The organism is Streptomyces sp. NPDC002306 (assembly GCF_053593435.1).
Window position 1 is genome coordinate 237,091 of sequence record NZ_JBSFCK010000003.1, and the last position, 21,563, is coordinate 258,653.

Here is a 21,563-nt window from a genome sequence, read left to right on the forward strand (position 1 = left end):
CGGACCCTTCCTGCGTCGGGTCCGGGCCCCGGAGCCGCGGGCCCCGGGGGCCGGACCCCGCACGCGTCCTACCGGCCGGACCCCATGCCCAGGTCGGCCCCCGGCACCGTCCGCAGTACCGGGGTCAGCAGGCCCGCCTGGGGAAGCTGCGTGTCCGGGAGGCCGAACCTGTCGGGGTTCGGGGCGGTGAGCGGGGCGTCCATGGACAGGTCGGGGCCCAGCGCGCGCACGGCGGAGGAGGGCGCGTCCACGCCGAGGTGGTCGTAGCCGGGGCCGAGGATGTGGGGCAGCGGCGCGCGCAGGTCCGCGCCGGGGAGTCCGGCGTCGAGGGGAAGCCGCGGGATCACGTGCTCCGGCATGAGCCGACCCTCGACGTACCGCGGTCCCTCGGGCGCGCCCGGCATGGGCATCGGCAGCTCCCCGGCGACCGTGGGCAGCTCCATGCCGAGCGACTTCTCCACGCCGTCCAGCGGTACGGGAACGGGGACCGTGCCGACCGCGGCGGCGGGGGTCGCGGCGGCGCCGGTCGCGGCCGCCACACACGTGATCACGGCGGCCAGGGTTCCTCGGGTGGTCGACTTCATCTCGCGTACGGGACCTTTCACATGTCGGGGTGCTCTGTCTGCGTACCGAGTAACGAGCCGGAAAAGGACATCAGCTCAAGATTCCCCCGAACGCCGTAGTAGTACGACAGGAGAACGAACGCCGCGGGCCGCCGCCGAACCCCGCCCCCAGCCCGGTGCCGGACCGGTCCTCGGCGTCAGCCGCGCAGGCTGCGGGCCGGGACGACGATGTGTGCCGCCGCGTTCAGGGTCTCGTCCGCACCGGCGAACGCGGCCAGTTGCTCCGGGGTGATGGGCGCGCCGGGCACGGCCCCGGGCCAGGGGCGGGTGGTGAACACGAAGTAGGCGTAGCCCCGGGCGGCGACCGCCTCCAGCCACTCCGGCGGCGGGGTGCACTGGGCGTTGAGGTGCGGGGGCATGGCGACGACGGCGTGGCCGGACTCGACGAGCAGGCTGACCGGGATGCTCGGCTTGACGTTGCCGTCGACCAGGTCGCCGCCGACGCGCAGGCCGTTGTCGTTCAGCAGTCGCGTCACGGCGGCCGTCGCGGCCTCGGGGCCGTCCGCCGCGTCCCCGAGGGAGTAGGCGAGCAGGTAGGGCATGTCGCCGCCGTCGGAGGTCTCGCCGCTCCAGGGGATCACGACGAGTGTGCCGAGGTCGGCGACGCGCAGGGGGCGGGTTTCGCTTGAGGTTGAGGTCACCGCGCGACCCTACCGACGCCGCGGAGGGCCGCCGGGCGCGTTCTCACCCGACCGGACGACGGCCCGCGGTCGCTCCACACGAACGAGGTACGCGGCGGGGGACGTGCCTCGAACAGCGGGCCGGGGGCCGGTTCCCTGCGCTGGCGAACCGGCCCCCGAGGCGGGTCAGCCCTGCAGCGGGAGGCCGCCGAGCAGTGGGTTGTGGGAGTTGAGGGCGGTGGTCGCGCCCTTCACCGCGTTGAGCGCGGAGCCCTTGTTCTCGGTGTCGAGCGCGTCCGACTGGTGCTGGAGCGGCATCACGTCGCGCACGCCGATGGGACCCTTGGTGAGTGTGTCGACGGCGCCGTTGAGGCTGGTGGGCGTGAGGTCGGCGGTGCTGTGGGCGAACGCGGGCGCGGCGGCACCGGCGAGGACCAGGGACCCGGCAACGACAGCGGCGGCCTTCAGGGACTTCATCGTGTTCCTTTCTTCGGCAACTCGTGTCGCCGCAGGGAATTCTGACGTCGTGCCTAACGAGCCCTGACCGGGGCGGAAACCCCGTCCGCGGCAACTTCCTGCACCCCACTCGGATGCGCTCCGACGCGGATCGGATGCGCCCCGGGGACGGGAGGGGTCCTCCTCCCGCATGCCGGATCCGGAGAACCGGATCCCGAATACCGGATTCCTGAAGACCGGATCCGGAATGCCGAAGGGCCGCCGTGTCAGCCGGATCGGCGGACACGACGGCCCCAACGCGGCTGTACGGCTGTACGGCTGCGCGGTCACACCGTGCGGGCTACTTGGCGGGCAGCAGGCTCCCCGTGGGCAGGGCCGGGGCGGCGACGGGCAGAGCCGGGGCGGCCACCGGCAGGTCCGGCACGGCCACCGGTACGTCCGGCACGGCCACCGGTACGTCCGGCACCGCGACGGGTACGTCCGGCACCGCGACCGGCAGGCTCGGCAGCGGCGGCAGGCCGGGGAGGCTCGGCAGCGCCGGCAGGCCGGCCAGGTCCGGCACCGGCAGTCCGCCGCCCAGCAGGGTGGCGGCGAGCAGGTTGACCAGGCCCGTGACGACGGCGGTGGCAGCGGGGAGGACCTGGGCGACGTCGCCGGAGGTCACGGCCGCCAGCAGCTTGTCGACCGCCTTCTGGAGGGCGGCGAGCGCGTCGCCCGCCACGTCGGCGGCGCGCTCCTGGGCAGGTGCGCCGGGCTTGGCGTCCGCGCCGCGGTTCAGCGAGGGCAGCGCCGGCACGGCGGGCAGCGCCGGGGTGGCGGGCAGCGCTGGGGTGGCGGGCAGCGCCGGGGTGGCGGGGACGGCCACGGGCGGGGTCACCGGGAGCGCGGGCGGGGCGACCGGCACCGACGCGGTGATCTTGGCGATGGCGGCCTTCACCGCGTCGGCGAGCTTGGTCGCCTCGTCGGGGGAGACCTGGCCCGCGTCCGCCTTGAGGGCGGCGTTGAGCAGGTCGGTGACGGGGGTGACGACGGTACCCAGGTCACCCAGCGCCTTGGTCTGGGCGAGAAGCGCGTCCGCGCCGGGGACAGGCGCTCGGGACGCCGCATGGGCGCGCTCACGGGTCACGTCGTCGTCGGCCGCTGTGGCGACCGGTGCGGCGATGCCGAGGACGAGGGCGGCGCATACTGCGGTAGAAGCGATACGCCGGACGTGCAGGCCACGCATGGTGGTTCCTTTCGGTGGTGCAGTGGGACTCGCCTCCACCGTGGAATCACGCTTCGCGCTCTGCAACCGAAAGAGTGCACACGGTCACCGCCTCTTCGCCACTCCATCGACATCACCGCTGGTGAGAGGCCTGCCGCAGTCCACCCGCCGGGCCCGGCCACCCTCCCGCCGTTCGGGGCAACCGGAGCACCGCGGCGGACCCGCGAAGCCGCCCGTGCCGACCCCGGACACGCGAAACCGGCCGCTCTCCGTCCCGAGAGCGGCCGGCCGCAGGGGGTGCGTCCGACGTCAGTCGTTGACGCAGGTGTTGCCGAAGGCCGGGTTCAGCAGGCCGATGATGTCGACGGTGTTGCCGCAGACGTTGACCGGGATGTGGACCGGAACCTGCAGGACGTTGCCCGACAGCACGCCCGGCGAGTGGGCAGCGGCGCCGTGCGCGTCGCTGTCGGCGGCGGCGATGCCGGCGGTCCCGGCGACGGCCGCGGCGGCAACAGAGGTCAGGGCCAGGCCCTTCGCGATACGCGACATGGAGAGGTGCTCCTTGGGGGGTTGACACAAACAGCCGGGCGGGGATGCACCGGCGCTGTGTCAACGCGCCGGGCACCCACGGGTTGTGCGGCCATTGGGGTGATCCCCCGAAGGAAAGGCTTCACGATTCCGACATACTTGTCTGGTTTCTGCTGATTAGTGCGGATAGCCGCTAGAGTTGCGGGCCTCCCCACGCGCCGTCACAAGCAGCCGAGTCCGCTGATCCCTGGTCGACGAACCTCCTCGAAAGGGCCACCGCCGGTCATGCGCCATTCCCTGGGTCCGCCGCTGCGCCGCGCGACGGTGGGCGCCCTGGTCCTCGCGACGATCTGGGCACCCGGCGCCGCCGGGGCCCCCGCGCCTCCGGCGCCGGAGGCGACACACCTCGCCTTCGCCCAGCGGTACCGGGCGCTCCAGCACGGCGGGATCGTCCGCGCGGCCAACACGTCCATCAGCTGCCGCGCCACGGAGGCGACGGCGGAAGCGGTCGCGGGTACGGAGGCGGGGACGAACGCGCGCGCGGACGCGGGGTCGCACTCGGCGGCCGTCACCCGCAAGGCTGAACCTTCGTGCCCCGCGGTCCGCGAGGGCGGGGCCGCGGTCAACGGCGACTTCGACATGTTCTACGTCGACGTCGACAGCGACCCGAACACCTACGACTCCTCGCGCGCGGAGGTCCGGCTGCCCGCCGGCGCCCGCGCGACGTACGCCCGGCTGTACTGGGGCGGCAACCTGCGCGTCGGCGAGCAGAAGCCGCCGCAGGACAACGGGCGGGTGCTGGTCGCGGAGCCCGGCGGCCAGTACAAGGAGGTGCTCGCGGACACGGTCGTGGGGCACCGGGCGGACGAGGGCGCCGACGCCTTCCAGGCCTCCGCGGACGTCACTTCGCTGGTGCGGGAGAGTGGTTCGGGGCTGTACACCGTGGCGCAGGTCAATGTGGCGATGGGCAGGTCGGCGGCCGGGGCCTGGGGCGGATGGACGCTGGTGGTGGCGTACGAGCACGCGGCCGAGCCGTTGCGGCACCTGTCGCTCTGGGACGGCTTCGACACGCTGAACTCCCTTACGGGGCAGGAGATCCGGCTGTCCGGAGCGCGCTTCCCGCGGGGCGCGGGCGGCCTGGCGGGACTGGTCGCGTACAACGGCGACCGCGGCCGTACGGGTGATTCGCTCACACTCTCGACGGCCTCCGGGGCCGCCACCGTGCTGGGTGACGCGACCGATCCCGGGGACGACGTGCTGAACTCCACGATCAGCGAGCCGGGCGGGTCCCCTGCGGGGCGGGTGCCGGCCTATGCGAACACCCTCGGCTACGACTCCGACGTGTTCGATCTGGCCAGGGGTTTGCGGCGAGGTGGTGACCAGCTGACGGTCCGGCTCGTTTCCCAGCGGGACGCGGCGTGGGCCGGGGCGCTTTTCGTCGCCGTCGACGCCCGGCAGTGAGGCGGCGCGTTCCCGCACGTCCCGAGCGCCACCCGTGAGCGAGGAAAACCGCGCGATGCACCTGTCAGCAACCGACGCCCGACCACGGGTTCTCCACCTCACCCAGCCCGTGGACGGCGGGGTCGCCCAGGTCGTGACGGACCTGGTGCGGGCCCAGCTCACGGCCGGTCTGCGGGTCGCGGTCGCCTGTCCGGACAGTGAACTGTCCGCCGTGCTGGGCGCGTCGGGCGCCGAGGTACGGAACTGGCGGGCCACGCGTTCGCCCGGTCCGACGCTGCTCGCGGAGGTGCGCGGGCTCGCCCGGGTGCTCGGGGAGGTCCGGCCCGACCTGGTGCACGCGCACAGCGCGAAGGCCGGGCTCGCCGGGCGGATCGCGGTGCGGGGACGGATCCCGACCGTGTTCCAGCCGCACGCCTGGTCGTTCGAGGCGGTCGGCGGCGTCACCTCGGCGCTGGCACTGAAGTGGGAGCGGTGGGGGGCGCGTTGGGCGTCCCGGGTGGTGTGCGTGAGCGAGGCGGAGCGCGCGACCGGCGAGCGCGCCGGTATCGCCGGGCGGTGGTCGGTGATCCCCAACGGGATCGACCCGGGCCGCTTCCGTCCCGCCGCGGTCGACACCGTACGGGCCGCGCTCGGTCTCCGTCCCGCCACCGCCGCCACCGGACGGGCCGCACCCGACGGGGACAGCGGGGACGGCAGGGACGGCCGGGACCACCAAGACGGCCAGGACAGCCAGGACGGCCGGGACGGCGATCCGCACCCGCCCCTGGTCGTCTGTGTCGGGCGGCTGTGCCGGCAGAAGGGCCAGGACGTCCTGCTGGACGCCTGGGACGCCGTGCTGCGACGGGTGCCCACCGCCCGGCTCGTCCTGGTCGGCGCCGGGCCGGAGGGCGACCGGCTGCGCGCCCGCGCCCCTCGGTCCGTGCTGTTCGCGGGAGCCGTCACCGACCCCGTGCCCTGGTATCAGGCCGCCGACCTGGTGGTCCTGCCCTCGCGCTGGGAGGGCATGGCGCTGGCCCCGCTGGAGGCGATGGCCTGCGGCCGGCCGGTGCTGGTGACGGACGTGGACGGCGCCCGGGAGAGCCTGCCGGCCGCGCTCGCCGGGCACTGCCTCGTCCCGCCCGGCGACCCGGGGGCGCTCGCCGCGGCCGTGACCCGGCTGCTGCTCGACCCGCCGCTGCGCGCGTCGCTCGGCCGGCAGGGGCGCCGGCACGTCCTGGCCACGCACGACGTGCGGCACACGGCCGCGGCCGTCGCGGCCCTCTACCACGATCTGCTCGGCGGCGAGCCGAACCAGGCAACAGGGCGCGTCGTGCCCACCGAGTACAGGGAGTCCATCCACCCGTGACTGCGGAAAGTACCGTCCCCTCCCCCGGCGCGCTGCCACGGGACCACGGATTCTCGCCCGTTTCGGTCATGCCGCCGCGCGGGGGCGGGGCCGGCTTCCGGTTCCCGGCCCGCCGTCCCCCGGCGCGGCCCGCCTCACCGCTTCCGCTGCTGCTCGCGGATCTCGCCGCCGCGCTCGTCGCCGTCCTGGCGCTCGCTCCGGCCCAGCGGCGGCCGCTCGTGGTGGCGCTGCTGGTGGCCGCCACCTTACTGCTGCGCTCCGCGCGCAACCGGCCCGTCCCGGGCGTGCTGGACGAACTGCCCGCCGTCTGCGGGCGGATCGCGGTGGGCTGGCTGACGCTGGCGGCGCTCGTGGCCGCGTACACCCCGCAGTACGCGCTGTCCGCGCGCACGCTGGTGCTCGGTTTCCTGCTCCAGACGGCGGCGGACTGCGCGGGGCGCGGGATCGTGCACGGGCGGCGGCGCGCCGCGCTGCTGCGCCGGCCGCGCACCGCGCTGGTCGTCGGCCCCGCACCGGCCGCGCAGCGGGTCGCCGCTGCCGTGCTGCGCCATCCGCGCTGCGGGGTGCAGCCGGTGGGGATCGTGGCCGAGCGGCCCGAGGGCACCGACGGGCTGCCGGTGCTGACCACCGGCCAGGAGGTGCAGCGGGCGCTCATCCAGAACGGGGTGCGCGACGTGCTCGCCGTCCACCCCTCGGTGCGTACCGCGCAGGGCCCCCTGCTGCGGGCGCTCGCCGAGTCGGGCTGCGCGGTGTGGGAGATCGACGCGGACTCCCCGTCGTACGCGACCCGCGACCAGCTCGCCGGCTTCTCCTGCCGACGGCTGGACATGGGGGTGCGGCAGCCGGGCAGTCTCGGCAAGCGGGTGCTGGACGTGCTGCTGTCCGGGATCGCGCTGCTGCTGGTCAGCCCGCTGCTGCTGGTGTGCGCGGTGGTGCTGCGGATCACCGGCGGCCCGGGAGTGGTCTTCCGGCAGGAGCGCATCGGCAAGGACGGGCGCCCCTTCACGCTGCTGAAGTTCCGCACCCACCGCCCGGTCGACGAGCACGAGGCCGCCACCCGGTGGAGCGTGGCGGGCGAGCGCGAGATGAGCCCCTTCTGCCGCTTCCTGCGCCAGAGCTCGCTGGACGAGCTGCTCCAGTTGTGGAACGTCTTCTGGGGCGACATGAGCCTGGTCGGCCCGCGCCCCGAACGCCCCTACTTCGTCGCCCAGTTCAGCCAGCACCACCCCGGCTACGCGGCCCGTCACCGGATGCGGACCGGTATCACCGGACTGGCCCAGATCAACGGGCTGCGCGGCGACACGTCGATTGAGGACCGTGCCCGCTTCGACAACGCCTACATCGACAACTGGTCGCTGTGGCAGGACATCTGCATCCTGCTGCGCACCGCCGCCTCCCTCGTGCGTCCGACGGGGAGCTGACGACGATGAGCCTCGCCCCGCCGCCGCCCCGCTCCGTCCCGCTCGTCCCGCCGCCCCGCCTCGCCCGGCTGTCCCCGGTCCTGCCCGTGGTGGCCGTGGTCGCCCTGCTCGGTCTGCCCCTCTCCCCCGGCGGCGACGGCGGCGCCGGCCCGGCCGACGCGCTCTCCGCGCTGGTGGTCCTGTTCTGCGTGGTCCGGCTGGTACGGCAGCGGCGGCGCCCCTTGTCGGGCACCGCCGCCCTCGTGCTGGGGCTGCCGGTCGTCGGGCTCGCGCTCGCGGCGATGGGGGCGTCGTCGCCGGGGGCCGGGTTCACCGGCCTCGGCCGCTATCTCCAGATCTTCGTCCTCGTCCCGGCGGCCGTCGTGCTGCTGGTCCGCGGCCGGTCCGACCTGCGGCTGCTGGCCTGGTCGTTCGTGGGGCTCGCCGGATGGCAGGGGGCGGTCGGCGTGCACCAGTACGTCACCGGGAGCGGCGCCTCCTACCAGGGTGAGGAGATCCGCGCCGTCGGCACCTTCGGGGCGCAGGACGTGATGGGGATGGCGACCGTCGTCTCCTTCGGGCTGGTGTGCGCGCTCGGCCTCGCGCTCGGGAGCACGCCGCTGCGGCAGCGCGTGGCCGCCGCCGTCTGCGCGCTGGCTCTGCTGCTGCCGCTGGCGCTCTCCTTCAGCCGCGGGGCGTGGATCGCCACGGCCGCCACCTGCACGGTCCAGCTGCTCCTCGCCGGGATGCGGCGGGCGCTGAAGGTGGCCGCCGTGGCCGCCGCCACGGGCGTGATCCTGGTGGGCGGCTTCGGGCTCGGTTCGGCCGTCCTCCAGGAGCGCGTCAACAGCATCACGCAGGTCGCGGACGCCCCCGACCAGTCGGTCACCGACCGCTACACCATGTGGTCGGCCGCGGCCGGCATGTGGCGCGAACACCCGCTGACCGGCGTGGGCCTGAAGGGCTTCCCCGAGTACCGGGACGCCCACGCCTCGCTGGCGCTGTCGTCCGGCAGCGACACGGAGGGCGCGGGCGCCGCCTTCCGCAGGCAGCCGCTGCTGTCCCCGCACAACATGTATCTGCTGCTGCTCGCCGAGCAGGGCCTGATCGGGCTGCTGGCGCTCGCCGGAAGCTGGCTGGCGCTGCTGGTGTGCGCGCTGCGCGGGCTGTCACGGGTACGGCGCACCGGTACGGGCCTGGACTGCGCGCTCGTCGCCTGCGGGTTGCTGGTGTGGCAGCTCGTCGACTTCGCGTACGCCGACATCGGCGGCCCCTCCACCGTGCTGACCGCCGTCTGCTTCGGGCTGGTGGCCTGGTGGGCGCTGGTCGGGGCCGAGCGTGAGGACGCCGCGACGGAGCTGCCGGTACCCGGGCTCCGGGACACCGAGGGGGCCGGGGCCCGATGACGGTGACGCCCTCCCGGCCGCCCCGGGCCACCGCCGACGGGGCGGTGTCCGTACCGTCGCCCCGGTCCGCGCGGCCGGCCGGGGACGGCGCCGACGGCGCTCCCGTCTCCCGGCGGTTCCTCGCCAAGGCGGCGCTCGTCACGGCGGCCCTGTCGATCGCCGGGTCGCTGCTCGGTCTGGTGCGCGACCAGGCGCTGGCCCGGCTGTTCGGGGCGGGCAGCGAGACGGACGCCTTCCTGGTCGCGTGGACCGTGCCGGAGTTCGCGGCGACGCTGCTCATCGAGGACGGGCTGGCGTTCGCCCTGATCCCGGCGTTCAGCATGGCCCTGGCGCGGCGGGCGCAGGGCGCGCCGGGCGACCCGGTACGTTCCCTGGTGGCCACCACCCTGCCCCGGCTGTCGCTGGCGTTCGTCGCGGTGTCGGCCCTGCTGATCGGCACCGCCCCCTATCTCGTCGAGGCCCTCGCCCCCGGCCTGCCGGACCCGGCCCTCGCCGTCGACTGCACCCGGCTGACCGCGACCTGCGTGCTGAGCTTCGGACTCGCCGGATACTGCAGCGCGGCCCTGCGGGCACACCGCCGCTTCCTGGCACCGGCCGCGATCTACGTCGCCTACAACGCCGGGATCATCACGGGGATGTTCGTCCTCGGCGGGCGCTGGGGGGTGCGCTCGGCGGCGGTCGGGGTCGCGGTCGGCGGCTGCCTGATGGTGCTCACCCAAGTGCCCTCGCTGCTGAAGCAGTTGCGGCGGAAGCGGAAGGGGCGGGCGGGGGACGGCATCGCGGGCACAGGCGCCCCGGGCGCCGGTGTCCCGGGCGCCGGTGTCCGGGCGGCCGACGCCCCCGGGGCCGGTGTCCCGGCGACCGACCTCCCCGCAGCCGACGTCCAGGAGTCCGGGTCCGGCACCCGGCCGATGGACCTCGCCCTCGTCGCGACCGTCCTGCTCTTCGCCCTGTGCCGCCAGTCCCAGGTCCTCGTCGAGCGCTTCCTCGCCTCCACCCTCCCGGCCGGTGCCATCTCGCACCTGAACTACGCCCAGAAGGTGGCCCAGATCCCCATGACGCTGTCGCTGATGGTGTGCACGGTCACCTTCCCGGTGGTCGCGCGGGCGCTGGCCGACGGCGACACCGAGCGGGCCCGCGGCCGGGTGGAACGGGATCTGTCACTGGCCGCGTGCATGGTGCTCCTGGGTACCGCCACCGTCGTGGCCTGCGCCCCTCAACTGGTCGAACTGCTCTTCCAGCGGGGCGCGTTCACGGCCCGGGACACCGCGGCGACGGCGGACGTCATGCGCGTGTACGCGCTCGGTCTGCTCGGCCAGACCCTGGTGGGCGCCCTGGTCCGCTCGTACTTCTCGGCGGGACGGCCCAGCTGGTACCCGGTCGGCGCGATGGCCGGCGGCGTCGTCGCCACCTCCTGGATCGGCGCGTGGGCGGTGGGCCCCTGGGGCGTGCTGGGTATCGCCGCCGCCAACGCGGCCGGGATCACCGTCACAGCCGCGCTGCTGCTCGCCGGAATGGGCCCGCGCAGCGTCCCGGTCCGCACCCGGCGCGTCCTGCACGAGCTGAGCAAGCCGGTCCGCGCCGCGGCGGTCGCCACGGCGGCCGGCCTGTTCGTGGCGAACCGTCCGCACTCCGCGATGGCCGGCCTCGCGGCGGGCTCGCTGACCGTGGCCTGCGTCTTCGTCCTGATCGGCCTGGCCCTGCGCACCGAGGGCCTCACCCCCGCACTGAGATCCGTACGTTCCGCGACCCGAAGGCTTGCTCATGGCCTCTTCCGTTGACCCAGCCGACCGCGCCGGGACGGGGTCCGTCCCGTTCATCGCGATGTACCACTCCGTCGGCGACTGCTCCGACGACCCCTACCGCGTCACCGTCACGCCTGACCGGCTGGAGCGGCAGCTGAGGTGGCTCGCCCGGCGCGGTCTGCGGGGGGTGTCCCTGTCCGCGCTGCTCGCCGCGCGGACCCGCGGCCGGGGGCGGGGCCTGGTCGGGCTCACCTTCGACGACGGGTACGCCGACTTCGTCGACCACGCCCTTCCCGTGCTGCGCCGCCTGGACTTCGGCGCCACCCTCTTCGTCCTGCCGGGCCGGCTCGGCGGCGACAACGCCTGGGACCCGCTGGGCCCGCGCAAGCCGCTGCTGACCGCCGCCGGCATCCGGCACGCCGCCGACGAGGGCGTCGAGATCGGCTCGCACGGGCTGACCCATGTCGACCTGACCGAGGCGGACGACCTCACCCTCAAGCGCGAGACCGTCGAGAGCAGGGCGCTGGTCGCGGAGTTGACCGGTGCTCCGGTCGACGGCTTCTGCTACCCGTACGGCACGATCGACCGGCGCGCGGTCGACGCCGTACGGGACGCCGGATACGCCTACGCCTGCGCGATCGACCCCGGTCCGCTGGGCGGCCGCCTGGCCCTGCCCCGGGTCCACATCGGCCAGAACGACAACGCCGTACGGCTGTTCCTGAAGCACCGGCTGCACCGGCTGCGCCGCCGGCCCGTCGAGGGGCTGTGATGAAGGCCCTGCACATCATCACCGGCCTCGGCGTCGGCGGCGCCGAGCAGCAACTGCGGCTCCTGCTGCGCCATCTCCCCGTGGACTGCGACGTCGTGACGCTCACCAACCCCGGCGCGGTCGCCGAGGGGCTGCTCGCCGACGGGGTGCGCGTCGTCCACCTGGGCATGACCGGCAACCGCGATCTGGGGGCCCTGCCCCGGCTGGTCCGGCTCATCCGCAGGGGCCGTTACGACCTCGTGCACACCCACCTCTACCGCGCCTGCCTCTACGGGCGGCTCGCCGCCCGGCTCGCGGGCGTGCGCGCGATCGTCGCCACCGAACACTCCCTGGGCGACTCCCAGATGGAGGGCCGGAGGCTGACGCCCGGGGTCCGTGCCCTGTACCTCGCCGGAGAGCGCCTCGGCTCCACGACCGTCGCCGTCTCCCCCACGGTCGCCGACCGGCTGAAGCACTGGGGCGTGCCCGCCCCGCGCATCGAGATCGTCCCCAACGGCGTCGACCTGGACCGCTTCCGCTTCGACCCGGTCCAGCGGCTGCGCACCCGCCAGCGCCTCGGCCTGCCCGAGGGCGCCTACGTCGTCGGCGGGATCGGCCGGCTCGCCGCGGGCAAACGCTTCGACGTCCTGGTCCGCGCCCTCTCCGGACTCCCCGACGACTACTGGCTGCTGCTGGTCGGCGGCGGCCCCGAGGAGAGCGTGCTGCGCCGCACCGCGCACGAGGCCGGGGTGGCGGACCGGGTGCTGTTCACCGGCGAACGCCCCTACGTGCCCGACGGCACCCCCGGCCCCGACCTGCCCTCGCTGACCGCCGCGATGGACCTGCTCGCCTCGCCGTCCCCCGAGGAGGCCTTCGGACTGGCCGTCGTGGAGGCCCTCGCCTGCGGGCTGCCCGTGCTCTACGCGTCCTGCCCGGCGATCGAGGACCTGCCCCCGCGCACCGCGCCCGGCGCCCTGCGTGTGACGGGCGGCCCGGAGGCCTTCACGCGGGCGCTCGCCGCGGCCCGCGCCCGGGGCCCGCACCCGCGTACCGCCCCGGACGCCGCCCACCACTACAGCATCAGCCGCAGTGCCGCCCGGCTCATGGGCGTCTACGCGGCGGCCGTCTCCCGCACCGACCCGTCGCCCTCCTCCCCGTCCCCGCAGTCCCCGTCACCTCAGGGAGCCAGTTCCTCATGACCGAGAACCCGACCGGACCACACCGTCCGGCCTCCCCTCTGTCCCGCACCCGGGCCCTGCCGGCCTGGTCCCTGCTCGCGGCCGGCACCGTGGCCGGCGGCCTGCTGGGCGGCGCGTACGGGCTGCTCGAACCGCCGTCGTACACGGCCACGGCCTACGTCGTCGCCGTACCGACCGAGAAGTCCGACCCGGCGTCCGCGCTCGGCTTCGCGCAGGCGTACGGGCGGGTCGCCACGCAGGTCGCGGTGCTCGGGGACGCGCAGGTGTGGGCGGGCGTGCCGGCGAAGACCCTCCGGTCGAGCGTGCGGACGGCGACCTCGCCGGACGCCCCGATGGTCGCCGTCACGGCCACCTCCTCCCGCCCGGACCTCGCGGCCGACATGGCCAACGCGGTCTCCCGGGCGCTGACCCGGCACGCCGCCGACAACAAGAACGCCACCCACGTCGAGCTCCAGCAGTTCGCGCGGGCGGTCCGGCCGTCCGCGCCGTCCTCGGCGTCGCCCGCGGTGACCGGTCTGGTGGGCGCCGCCGCGGGCGGGCTACTGGGCGGCCTGCTGGTACTGGTCCGGCCGCGGCGGGCCGACCGGAGCACGGCGTGGTCCGCCTCCGTGCCCGGACCGGCTCTCGCCGCCGACGTACACGGGCAGTTGTGACCGCACGAACGGGGGTGAGACCCGCGTACACCACCGACCTGGTCACCGACGAGGGCTCCTTCGCCGCGCTGGCCCCGGCCTGGGGGCGGCTGTACGGGCGGTGCGCGGCGGCGACGCCGTTCCAGAGCCACGCCTGGCTGTACTCGTGGTGGCTGTCGTACGGCAGGCCGGGCCGGCTGCGGCTGCTGCTGGTGCGCGACGGCGCCGAACTCGTCGCCGCCGCCCCGCTGATGGCCGTACGCCGTCCGGTGCCGGCGCTGGTGCCGCTCGGCGGGGCGATCTCCGACTACGGGGACGTCCTGGTCGACGACGACCGGGGCGAGGCGGCCGTGGCCGCGCTCACCGACGGACTCGCGGCGGCGGCCCGCACGGCGCTGATCGACTTCCGCGAGGTACGGCCCGGCGGCGCGGTCGAGCGGGTCTACGACCGCTGGCGCGGGCCCCGGCGCCGGGTGGAGGACTCGCTGTGTCTGGAGCTGCCCGCCGTGCCGATGGACGAACTGGTCGCCCGGCTGCCGGCGGCGAAGGCCCAGCGGGTGCGCGCCAAACTCCGCAAACTGACCGCGCTGGGCGTGGAGCGGCAGGTCGTCCGGCCGGACGAGGTGGATCCGGCGCTGCGGCGGCTGCTCGAACTGCACCGGCTCCAGTGGCAGGGGCGGAAGGTGACGTCCGAGCACCTCCAGACGCGGTTCTGCGAGCATCTGGTGCGGTCCGTGGGGCCGATGGTGCGTTCCGGGGACGCGGTGGTCACCGAGTTCCGGCTCGACGACGACGTGGTCGCCGTGGATCTGACGCTGCTGTCGCGACGGCTGGCGGGCGGCTATCTCTACGGCGCCCATCCGCGGCTGCGTGAACGCAAGGCGGACGTGGCGGTGATGCTGCTCGACGCGTGCGCCGAGCACACGCGAGGAGGCGGGCGGGGCACGCTGAGCCTGCTGCGCGGTGACGAACCGTACAAACACCACTGGCGTCCGGAACCGGTCGTCAACCAGCGGCTGCTGCTCGCCCGGCGGCGCACGGCCCCCCTGATGTCGGCGGTGGTGTGCGACGTGGCCGCCCGGCGGCGCGGCAAGGAGCTGCTGAGCCGGCTGCGGGAGCGCGACGGTGGCGGCGGGTCCTGACCGGACCCGCCGCCGTCCAGGGGCGCTACCGGGTGTGCGACCACCAGTCGAACCGCAGACACAGTTTCCCGCCGAGCCAGTACTCGACCCAGTCGCCGAGCTCCAGCGGCGAACAGGTCGCCGTGGGCTCCGGAGTGGTCGGCGGGGTGGTCGGGGGTTCGGTCGGCGGGGTGGTCGGTTCGGTGGGCTCGGAGAGGAGGGAACGGTAGACGGCGGACGAAGCGGGGTTGGCCGAGCACTGCCACACGCCGTGCGGGCAGTAGTCGGTCAGCGTGTTGTACAGCGGCCGGTGCTCATCCATCCATGTGATCATGCGGCGCATGTAGTCGGCGTTGTCACCGTTGCGGAAGAGTCCCCATTCCGGATAGGAAATCGGCTTGCCATGGGCTTTGGCGAAGTCCACGTGTTTCTGCAGACCGTAGGGCTCATTCACCTGTTGGTCGAACGTCAGCCCGGACGGCTGATCGTAGGAATCCATGCCGATGATGTCGACCGTGTCGTCCCCCGGATAACACTCCGTCCAGGCAACGGCGTCCCGGCCCCGGCTCGGCGCGAAGTCGAACCGGAATCTCTGGCCCGGCACCGCGCGCATGGTGGTGACGATCCTGTTCCAGTACTTCTTCCAGGCCTCCGGGTCCGGCCCGCAGCGATGGGTGTACGTGATGCCGTTCATCTCCCAGCCGAGCACGATCACCGTGTCCGGCACCCTCAGCTTCACCAGTCGCTCGGCGAGGGCGTGGAAGTGGTGATCGAACGCCCCCGCGGCACCCGCCCGCAGCAGCAGCCCCACGTTCGCGTCGGAGACACCGGCCTCGTTGCCCTCCTGCATGGGCACGTTGAGGACGAACATCCGGTCGTCCTTCGCATTGCGCCAGCGCGCCCACGCGTCGAGGAAGTCGACGTCGCCCTCGATGTTCTTCCACCGGTCCCCCGGCAGATAGGTGTGCCCGACGCGCAGGTCCGCGCGGCCCAGCCAGCGGCTGAGCTCGGCCATGCGCGCCACACCACCGGCGTCGTACTCGAGGTAGGCGCCGAAGGCGGGGACGTCCTTCTGAACCTCCTCGGTCTTTCCGGCCTCCAAGGGCTTCGGGGTCTGTGCGGTCGGCGGGGTCGGCGGGGTCGTGGGGACCGCCGGGACGGACGGGACGGTGGACACGGGCGGGACCGCCGGTCCGGACGGGACCACCGGGACGGGCAGGACGGTGGACACGGGCGGGACCACCGGGACGGGCGGGACCACCGGGACGGACGGGACGGCCGGCGCCGACGGGACGGTCGGCTCGGCCACGGCGGGGGCCGGGGTGGTCCCCGCGGCGGCCGGGACGGTGGGCGTGGGAGCGGGCGGATCGCCGACCCGCACCACCCCCGCGCCCGCGGCGAATCCAGGACCCGAGGCCAGGGCGGCCGACGCGGCGACCGTGGCCGCGATGACGGCCAGCCGCCGGGACCGGGCGCGTCGCTGCTGTGGGGCCATGCCTGCTCCTTTCTCCATTCGCGTGCTGACTTCTGACGCTTTCTCTGACATTCCGACATTCCGATTACTGACACTCAGTCATATGAATATGAACTCGGCCAGTGCGGTGGGGTCTTTCGGGTGATCCACTCCGTCGCACGGGTGAACCGAAGCTAAGGAAAAAAAGTCCGTGTCGTTGCTCGACATCCGCGTCCCCGCCGTTCTGCTGCGGATCGACCGGAATCCCTTTCACCACGGCACGCTCGGTGCCGTGCGCTCCCTCGGCAGGGCCGGCGTGGACGTGCACGTGGTCGCCGACTCCGTCGGAAGCCCGGTCCGCAAGTCCCGCTTCGTGTCCCGGCTGCACCCGCCGCCCCCGCCGGGCGCGTCCCTGACCGAGATCGCCATGACCCTGCGTCAGGTGGCCGCCCGGATCGCGCGTCCCGCCGTGCTGATCCCGATGGACGACGCCGGCGCCGTCGCGGTGGGCCGGCTGCGCGAGGAGCTGGAACCCGCGTATCTGCTGCCTCGGCAGCCCGGTGCGCTGGCCGAGCGGGTGGCGGACAAGGCGGAACTGGCCGCCGTCTGCGCCGCGGTGGACGTACCGCACCCCGTCACCGTGATCCCGGAGAGCGCGGCGCAGGCCGCCGGGGCCGCCTGGCAGCTGGGTCTGCCGGTGGTGGCGAAGTGGAGCCGGCCCTGGCTGCTGCCCGCGGGCAGCGGTCTGCGCAGCACGGTGGTGGTGCGCTCCACGCAGGAGGCCCGCGAGCTGTTCCAGCGCACCGAGGAGGCGGGCAGCCGGCTGCTGCTCCAGGAGTTCCTGCCGCCGGGGCCGGACCTCGACTGGTTCTTCCACGGGTACGCCGACCACTCCGGCGCAGTCCGCGGCGGCGGCTCCGGCCGCAAGCTGTGCTCCTGGCCGCGCGGCGCGGGGCTGACGGCGGTGGGCCGGTGGACCCCCAACCCCCAGGTGCAGACGCTCGCCGAGCGGCTCACCGGCGCACTCGGCTACCGCGGCATCCTCGACCTGGACTTCCGTCGCTGCGGCACGACCGGCCGCTACCACCTGCTCGACTTCAATCCGCGCCCCGGGGCCCAGTTCCGGCTGTTCTCCGACACCGCGGGGCTGGACGTCGTCCGCGCCCAGCACCTGGACCTGACCCACCGTTCGCTGCCGGACGGAGCGCCGCAGCCCGAGCGGGAGTTCGTCGTGGAGAACTACGCGCCGCTGGCCGCGCTGGGCCGGTCGTCACCGGCGCGCCGGGAGCTGGCGTGGTACGCGCCGGACGACCCCGGCCCCGGGCGGGCGATGTGGGGACTGTGGTGCCGCCATGTCTCCCGCCGGCTGGCGGGCCGACTGCGGGGGCTGTACGCGGTACGCGACACGGAGGTCCGGCCGCGCGTGGTGCGCCAGGCGTCCGCCCCCACCCTGCCGTCGGCGACCGCCGAGGCGACCGGGGTGCCGGCCGTGACCGCCGTGACCGCCGTGACCGCCGTGACCGCCGTGACCGCCGTGACCGCCGTGACCGCCGTGCCGAGCGTGACCGCCGTGCCGAGTGTTACCGGAGCGTCGGCCGTGACCGACGTGACCGAACCGACCGACGACGAGAGAGCGAGCAGCCGTTGATGTACGACCTGCTGGTGGTGGGCGCCGGCCCGTACGGCCTGTCCATCGCCTCCCACGCCGCCGCGGCCGGGCTGACGCTGCGCGTCTTCGGCCGGCCCATGGCGTCCTGGCGCGACCACATGCCCCGCGGCATGTTCCTGAAGTCGGAGCCGTGGGCCTCCCACCTCTCCGACCCGGAGGGCCGCCGACGGCTCGACGTGTACTGCGCCGGGCGGGGCATGACGGCGCGTCACGGGGAGCCGATCCCGGTGGAGACGTTCGCGGAGTACGGCCTGTGGTTCGCCCGGCACGCCGTACCGGCGGTGGACGAGCGCATGATCGTCCGCGTGGCGGCCCGCCCCGGCGGCTTCGAGGCGGTCACCGACGACGGGGAGGTGCTGCACGCCCGTACGGTCGCGCTCGCGATCGGCGTGCTGCCCTTCGTCGAGATCCCGTCCGCGCTGCGCGGCCTCGCCCCCGGTCTCGTCTCGCACAGCAGCCACCACAGCGACCTCGGCCGTTTCCGGAACAAGGACGTCACGGTGCTCGGCGGCGGCCAGGCGGCCCTGGAGACGGCGGCGCTGCTCGCCGAACAGGGCACCCGGGTAAGGGTGCTGGCGCGGGCCGACCGGCTGTGGTGGAACGACGTGCCGCCGCCCTGGACGCGCCCCTGGTGGCAGTCCGCCCGTGCCCCGCACAGCGGCCTGGGCTGCGGCTGGCGCAACTGGTTCTACGCCGAGCGTCCCGGCCTCTACCGCCGTCTCCCGGAGCGGACACGGGCGCGGATCGTGGGCACCGCACTCGGCCCGGCGGGCGCCTGGTGGGTACGGGAGCGGGTCGAGCGGTCCGTGGAGGTGCTGCTCGGCCACGAGGTGGCGGCGGCGCGCGCGGTGCCGGGCGGGGTCCGGCTGGAACCGGCGGGCGCGGCTCGCGTACGCCCGCTGGAGACCGAACACGTCATCGCCGCCACGGGGTTCCGGGCGACCCGCGACCGCCTCGGGCTGCTCTCCGACGGACTGCGCGGGACGCTGACGACGGGGGCCGACGGTGCGCCTACGGTCGGGCGGGACTTCGAGTCCTCGCACCCCGGGCTCTTCCTGGCGGGCCTGGTGACGGCCGCCGCCTTCGGCCCGGCGATGCGCTTCGTGCACGGCGCCACCTTCACGGCGGACACGCTCGTACGGGGTGTACGGCGTCGGCTGCGCACGGGGCCGGGCGGTGCGCCGCTACCGGCGCCGGGCCGGGACCGGCTGGACATGGCGGACACCGTACGGCGCTGACGACGGCCGGGACGGACCCGGGCGAGGGCGCGAGCACGGGTGCCGGACGGAACCACACGTCCGGCACCCGGCAGGTCACCGACGGGACGCGGCCCTGCCACGCCGGTACAGAACCGCTCCGCCCACGATCAACGCGGCGCTGATGCCGGAGGCGGCGAGCAGGGCCTCGCTGCCGGTGTCCGGCAGGCTGGGCGGCGGCCCCCCGTGCTCACCGGGCGGACCCTCGTGCCCACCGGGCGGGGGCGTCTCGCCACCACCAGGGGGAGGCGTCTCGCCACCACCGGGGGGAGGCGTCTCGCCACCACCGGGGGGAGGCGTCTCGCCACCACCGGGAGGCGGGGTTTCACCACCACCGGGGGGAGGCGTCTCGCCACCACCAGGGGGCGGAGTCTCCCCACCACCGGGAGGCGGGGTTTCACCACCACCAGGGGGCGTCTCGCCACCGCCGGGAGGCGGAGTCTCCCCACCACCGGGAGGCGGAGTCTCCCCGCCGCCAGGGGGCGTCTCGCCACCGCCGGGCGGGGTGGGGTGGTCCCCGTACCCGCCCTGGTCTCCGTAGCCCGAGTCCTCGTCGGCCCCGTACCCGGAGTCGTCCCGGCTCCCGTATCCGGAGTCGTCAGAGCTCCCGTATCCGGAGTCGTCGTCGCCGTACGGCTTCGACCGGTGCGCGCCCGCCGTGTGGGCGCAGGAGGTGCCGAACGACGGGTTGAGCGCGGCGATCACGTCGATCGTGTTGCCACAGGCGTTGACCGGCACCTCGACCGGGGCGGAGAGGCTGCTGCCGGACAGGGCTCCGGGTGATCCGGCTCCGGTGCCGTTCGCGTGCGTGTCGGCGAGGGCGGGAGTGCCGTACAGCGACAGAATGCTTGTCGCGGCCGCTGCCGCGACCATTCCCCTGCTCAGGGTCTGGCGCAATCTCTTGGTCTTCCTGCTCGAAGGGGCGTGGGAAAAGGCCGGCCCTGGAGCAAAGAGGCTTGGTCCAGGGCCGGCCTTGAGTCAGCCGAGTGGCTGCGTTGCCTACGTCGTCAGTCGTTGACGCAGACGTTGCCCGCGGTCGGGTTCAGCGCGGCGATCACGTTGACGGTGTTGCCGCACAGGTTGACCGGGATGTGGATCGGGGCCTGGATCACGTTGCCGGACAGGACACCCGGGGAACCGAGGGCGGCACCGTCGGCGTCGGAGTCGGCGAAGGCCGGAGCGGCCCCGCCCAGCGCCAGGATCAGACCCGCGACGACAGCAGCGGTCTTCTTCATGGAATTTCCCTTCTCCGCGGTCATGCTCCTGTGACGGTCGAAACCGAGCGAGCGCAGTCGGACGGCTCGCACATGACTCGCAGGCTGCAAACGAGAGATAGACGGCCGGAGAAACTACGGAACGTGGGCCGTAAGGGAATTCACTCGAACGCCTTCAGAGAGGCGGCACTCGGCATACACGCGAGCGGAAACGGTTCCCCTGAGTGGTGTAAAGGGTTTCGGGCACCGCACACGCGAAAGGGCTCGGGCAGCCCGCGGAAAAGACGGGCGCCCGAGCGCTTTTCTTGAACGAGCATCAGACGGCGTCTCGGACGCCGACCCTGACGGGGGTCAGCCGGAGATCAGCCGTTGCCCGTGCCGTTGCCCGTGAGGACGGAGATGTCGTCCACGATGTGCGACAGCGGCTCGTCACCCTTGGCCTGGGTGGAGTTCTCCGCGCACTGCTGGTTCTGCGGAGCCGAGAGGACGTTGATGTCCTGCACGGCGACCGGCACCAGCACGCCCACCAGCGAACCGACGTTGGCCTTGGCCGGCAGACCGACGCAGAGCTTGTTCAGCGAGCCCTGGGCGAGGCTGCCCTGCGGGCTCATGTTGCCCTTGGTCACGGAGTTGCCGAACTGCGAGGTGGCCTCGTTGCCGCTGGCGGAGTTGGTGCCGTCGTTGCCGATGGCAAGCGCCTGCGGGGCGACCGCCGCGGACGTACCGACGACGGAGGCGGCCAGCGCCGCCGCAGCCATTGCCTTCTTCAGCATTTCGCTTCCTTTCCCGGCTTTCGCCAAGACGTGTGTTCCTGCCCCCGCATCAACCGGATTCACGGTGATTGGTTGCGGATTGATTGCGATCCTTCACCCGATGGGTGAGAACTCCCGACACGTGTAGGCCATCGGGGTGAAAGGCAGCAACCAAGAGCGGCGTGGTCAGTTGAGTCGATAGCGCTCCGGTGGACGGGCGTTTCCTCAGAAGGGACTAGTAAGTGATCAAGAAGGTTCTGGCCTCTGCCGCGGTCGCCGCTTCCGTGGTCGGTGTCTCCGCCGCGGCCGCGCCGCAGGCACTGGCCATCGGCAACGACGGCACTTCGTCCGCCAGCGGCAACGGCGCTCACCAGGCGTTCGGCAACTCGGCGACGTACGGCAACATGAGCCCCCAGATGGCGCTCATCCAGGGCTCGCTGAACAAGCCCTGCATCGGCCTCCCGGCCAAGGCGAACGTCGGCTCGCTCCTCGGCGCCGTCCCGATCGCCGTCCAGGACATCAACGTCCTGTCCTCCCCGCAGAACCAGCAGTGCGTCGAGAACTCCACCCAGGCCAAGGGTGACGAGGCGCTGTCGCACATCCTCGACGACATCGCGGTCCTCGCGGGCAACGGCACGGGCAACCGCTGAACCCCGACAGCATGACACCGGGCTCGGACACCGAGCCCAGGGACTGAATCCTCCCGGTCCCGGCCGGCGGGCCGCCGAACT

21 protein-coding genes are annotated in these 21,563 nt (G+C 74.0%); 12 read left to right on the forward strand and 9 right to left on the reverse strand.

Annotated features, from left to right (window positions below):
• Positions 1-68: 68 nt before the first annotated feature.
• The 5 genes from ACWCQK_RS08665 to chpG form a co-directional block, all read right to left on the reverse strand.
• Positions 69-584 (reverse strand): hypothetical protein, encoded by a 516-nt coding sequence (locus ACWCQK_RS08665; protein ID WP_451153329.1) that lies wholly within the window; start codon positions 582-584, stop codon positions 69-71.
• Between the two features lie 176 nt (positions 585-760).
• The gene (locus tag ACWCQK_RS08670; RefSeq protein WP_451153331.1) at positions 761-1,264 is read right to left on the reverse strand and encodes a DUF5949 family protein; all 504 of its coding nucleotides are present in this window, start codon (positions 1,262-1,264) and stop codon (positions 761-763) included.
• Positions 1,265-1,429: 165 nt separating this feature from the next.
• The gene (locus ACWCQK_RS08675) at positions 1,430-1,720 is read right to left on the reverse strand and encodes a hypothetical protein (RefSeq protein WP_451153333.1); all 291 of its coding nucleotides are present in this window, start codon (positions 1,718-1,720) and stop codon (positions 1,430-1,432) included.
• 319 nt (positions 1,721-2,039) lie between these two features.
• Entirely contained in the window at positions 2,040-2,924 is an 885-nt protein-coding gene (locus tag ACWCQK_RS08680) for a hypothetical protein (protein ID WP_451153335.1), read from the reverse strand.
• A gap of 288 nt (positions 2,925-3,212) precedes the next feature.
• Complete coding sequence (chpG, locus tag ACWCQK_RS08685) at positions 3,213-3,452, reverse strand: chaplin ChpG (protein WP_451153337.1); 240 nt, start codon at positions 3,450-3,452, stop codon at positions 3,213-3,215.
• A 264-nt stretch (positions 3,453-3,716) separates the two neighbouring features.
• Between chpG and ACWCQK_RS08690 the strand changes: the two genes are divergently transcribed.
• Genes ACWCQK_RS08690 through ACWCQK_RS08730 form a run of 9 tightly spaced genes read left to right on the forward strand, consistent with a single transcriptional unit; the run spans position 3,717 to position 14,509 of the window.
• Positions 3,717-4,892, forward strand: coding sequence for a DUF3344 domain-containing protein (locus tag ACWCQK_RS08690; protein ID WP_451153339.1), 1,176 nt, complete (start codon positions 3,717-3,719; stop codon positions 4,890-4,892).
• A 55-nt stretch (positions 4,893-4,947) separates the two neighbouring features.
• Positions 4,948-6,237: a glycosyltransferase gene (locus ACWCQK_RS08695; protein ID WP_451153341.1), complete on the forward strand. Its 1,290-nt coding sequence runs from the start codon at positions 4,948-4,950 to the stop codon at positions 6,235-6,237.
• Positions 6,234-7,658: an exopolysaccharide biosynthesis polyprenyl glycosylphosphotransferase gene (locus ACWCQK_RS08700; RefSeq protein WP_451153343.1), complete on the forward strand. Its 1,425-nt coding sequence runs from the start codon at positions 6,234-6,236 to the stop codon at positions 7,656-7,658. The genes ACWCQK_RS08695 and ACWCQK_RS08700 overlap by 4 nt, the downstream gene beginning before the upstream one ends.
• Before the next feature lie 5 nt (positions 7,659-7,663).
• On the forward strand, positions 7,664-9,043 hold the full coding sequence (locus ACWCQK_RS08705) for an O-antigen ligase family protein (protein ID WP_451153345.1): 1,380 nt from the start codon (positions 7,664-7,666) through the stop codon (positions 9,041-9,043).
• A complete protein-coding gene (gene murJ / locus ACWCQK_RS08710; protein ID WP_451153347.1) occupies positions 9,040-10,824 on the forward strand; it encodes a murein biosynthesis integral membrane protein MurJ in 1,785 nt (594 codons plus the stop codon). Before ACWCQK_RS08705 ends, murJ begins: the two co-directional genes overlap by 4 nt.
• Positions 10,808-11,557 (forward strand): polysaccharide deacetylase family protein, encoded by a 750-nt coding sequence (locus tag ACWCQK_RS08715; protein WP_451153349.1) that lies wholly within the window; start codon positions 10,808-10,810, stop codon positions 11,555-11,557. Before murJ ends, ACWCQK_RS08715 begins: the two co-directional genes overlap by 17 nt.
• The gene (locus ACWCQK_RS08720; protein WP_451153351.1) at positions 11,557-12,735 is read left to right on the forward strand and encodes a glycosyltransferase; all 1,179 of its coding nucleotides are present in this window, start codon (positions 11,557-11,559) and stop codon (positions 12,733-12,735) included. The genes ACWCQK_RS08715 and ACWCQK_RS08720 overlap by 1 nt, the downstream gene beginning before the upstream one ends.
• Positions 12,732-13,388, forward strand: a complete 657-nt coding sequence (locus ACWCQK_RS08725; RefSeq protein WP_451153353.1) for a lipopolysaccharide biosynthesis protein — start codon at positions 12,732-12,734, stop codon at positions 13,386-13,388. The genes ACWCQK_RS08720 and ACWCQK_RS08725 overlap by 4 nt, the downstream gene beginning before the upstream one ends.
• Before the next feature lie 14 nt (positions 13,389-13,402).
• Positions 13,403-14,509, forward strand: coding sequence for a GNAT family N-acetyltransferase (locus ACWCQK_RS08730; protein WP_451153916.1), 1,107 nt, complete (start codon positions 13,403-13,405; stop codon positions 14,507-14,509).
• Between the two features lie 25 nt (positions 14,510-14,534).
• On the opposite strand, the gene ACWCQK_RS08735 is transcribed toward ACWCQK_RS08730, so the two are convergent.
• On the reverse strand, positions 14,535-15,983 hold the full coding sequence (locus ACWCQK_RS08735) for a glycoside hydrolase family 26 protein (RefSeq protein ID WP_451153355.1): 1,449 nt from the start codon (positions 15,981-15,983) through the stop codon (positions 14,535-14,537).
• A 169-nt stretch (positions 15,984-16,152) separates the two neighbouring features.
• On the opposite strand from ACWCQK_RS08735, the gene ACWCQK_RS08740 reads away from it, so the two are divergent.
• Positions 16,153-17,589, forward strand: coding sequence for a carboxylate--amine ligase (locus ACWCQK_RS08740; protein WP_451153357.1), 1,437 nt, complete (start codon positions 16,153-16,155; stop codon positions 17,587-17,589).
• Positions 17,589-18,848, forward strand: a complete 1,260-nt coding sequence (locus tag ACWCQK_RS08745) for an NAD(P)-binding domain-containing protein (RefSeq protein WP_451153359.1) — start codon at positions 17,589-17,591, stop codon at positions 18,846-18,848. Before ACWCQK_RS08740 ends, ACWCQK_RS08745 begins: the two co-directional genes overlap by 1 nt.
• 75 nt (positions 18,849-18,923) lie before the next feature.
• Here the strand turns inward: ACWCQK_RS08745 and ACWCQK_RS08750 are convergent, their stop codons facing one another.
• The 3 genes from ACWCQK_RS08750 to ACWCQK_RS08760 form a co-directional block, all read right to left on the reverse strand.
• Positions 18,924-19,763 carry a chaplin gene (locus tag ACWCQK_RS08750; RefSeq protein ID WP_451153361.1) on the reverse strand — a complete coding sequence of 280 codons (840 nt, stop codon included), beginning with the start codon at positions 19,761-19,763 and terminating at the stop codon, positions 18,924-18,926.
• Between the two features lie 110 nt (positions 19,764-19,873).
• On the reverse strand, positions 19,874-20,125 hold the full coding sequence (locus tag ACWCQK_RS08755) for a chaplin (RefSeq protein ID WP_451153363.1): 252 nt from the start codon (positions 20,123-20,125) through the stop codon (positions 19,874-19,876).
• Between the two features lie 317 nt (positions 20,126-20,442).
• On the reverse strand, positions 20,443-20,853 hold the full coding sequence (locus ACWCQK_RS08760; protein ID WP_451153365.1) for a rodlin: 411 nt from the start codon (positions 20,851-20,853) through the stop codon (positions 20,443-20,445).
• Between the two features lie 221 nt (positions 20,854-21,074).
• Between ACWCQK_RS08760 and ACWCQK_RS08765 the strand changes: the two genes are divergently transcribed.
• Positions 21,075-21,482: a rodlin gene (locus ACWCQK_RS08765; protein ID WP_451153367.1), complete on the forward strand. Its 408-nt coding sequence runs from the start codon at positions 21,075-21,077 to the stop codon at positions 21,480-21,482.
• Positions 21,483-21,563: the final 81 nt, after the last annotated feature.

What these genes read in the sequence shown, in the direction of transcription:
- murJ (WP_451153347.1), top strand. Translation starts at nt 9,040, where the DNA reads ATGACGGTGACGCCCTCCCGGCCGCCCCGGGCCACCGCCGACGGGGCG.
- ACWCQK_RS08715 (WP_451153349.1), top strand. Translation starts at nt 10,808, where the DNA reads ATGGCCTCTTCCGTTGACCCAGCCGACCGCGCCGGGACGGGGTCCGTC.
- ACWCQK_RS08695 (WP_451153341.1), top strand. Translation starts at nt 4,948, where the DNA reads ATGCACCTGTCAGCAACCGACGCCCGACCACGGGTTCTCCACCTCACC.
- ACWCQK_RS08665 (WP_451153329.1), bottom strand. Translation starts at nt 584, where the DNA reads ATGAAGTCGACCACCCGAGGAACCCTGGCCGCCGTGATCACGTGTGTG.
- ACWCQK_RS08725 (WP_451153353.1), top strand. Translation starts at nt 12,732, where the DNA reads ATGACCGAGAACCCGACCGGACCACACCGTCCGGCCTCCCCTCTGTCC.
- ACWCQK_RS08680 (WP_451153335.1), bottom strand. Translation starts at nt 2,924, where the DNA reads ATGCGTGGCCTGCACGTCCGGCGTATCGCTTCTACCGCAGTATGCGCC.
- ACWCQK_RS08690 (WP_451153339.1), top strand. Translation starts at nt 3,717, where the DNA reads ATGCGCCATTCCCTGGGTCCGCCGCTGCGCCGCGCGACGGTGGGCGCC.
- ACWCQK_RS08705 (WP_451153345.1), top strand. Translation starts at nt 7,664, where the DNA reads ATGAGCCTCGCCCCGCCGCCGCCCCGCTCCGTCCCGCTCGTCCCGCCG.
- chpG (WP_451153337.1), bottom strand. Translation starts at nt 3,452, where the DNA reads ATGTCGCGTATCGCGAAGGGCCTGGCCCTGACCTCTGTTGCCGCCGCG.
- ACWCQK_RS08755 (WP_451153363.1), bottom strand. Translation starts at nt 20,125, where the DNA reads ATGACCGCGGAGAAGGGAAATTCCATGAAGAAGACCGCTGCTGTCGTC.
- ACWCQK_RS08720 (WP_451153351.1), top strand. Translation starts at nt 11,557, where the DNA reads ATGAAGGCCCTGCACATCATCACCGGCCTCGGCGTCGGCGGCGCCGAG.
- ACWCQK_RS08735 (WP_451153355.1), bottom strand. Translation starts at nt 15,983, where the DNA reads ATGGCCCCACAGCAGCGACGCGCCCGGTCCCGGCGGCTGGCCGTCATC.
- ACWCQK_RS08760 (WP_451153365.1), bottom strand. Translation starts at nt 20,853, where the DNA reads ATGCTGAAGAAGGCAATGGCTGCGGCGGCGCTGGCCGCCTCCGTCGTC.
- ACWCQK_RS08745 (WP_451153359.1), top strand. Translation starts at nt 17,589, where the DNA reads ATGTACGACCTGCTGGTGGTGGGCGCCGGCCCGTACGGCCTGTCCATC.
- ACWCQK_RS08675 (WP_451153333.1), bottom strand. Translation starts at nt 1,720, where the DNA reads ATGAAGTCCCTGAAGGCCGCCGCTGTCGTTGCCGGGTCCCTGGTCCTC.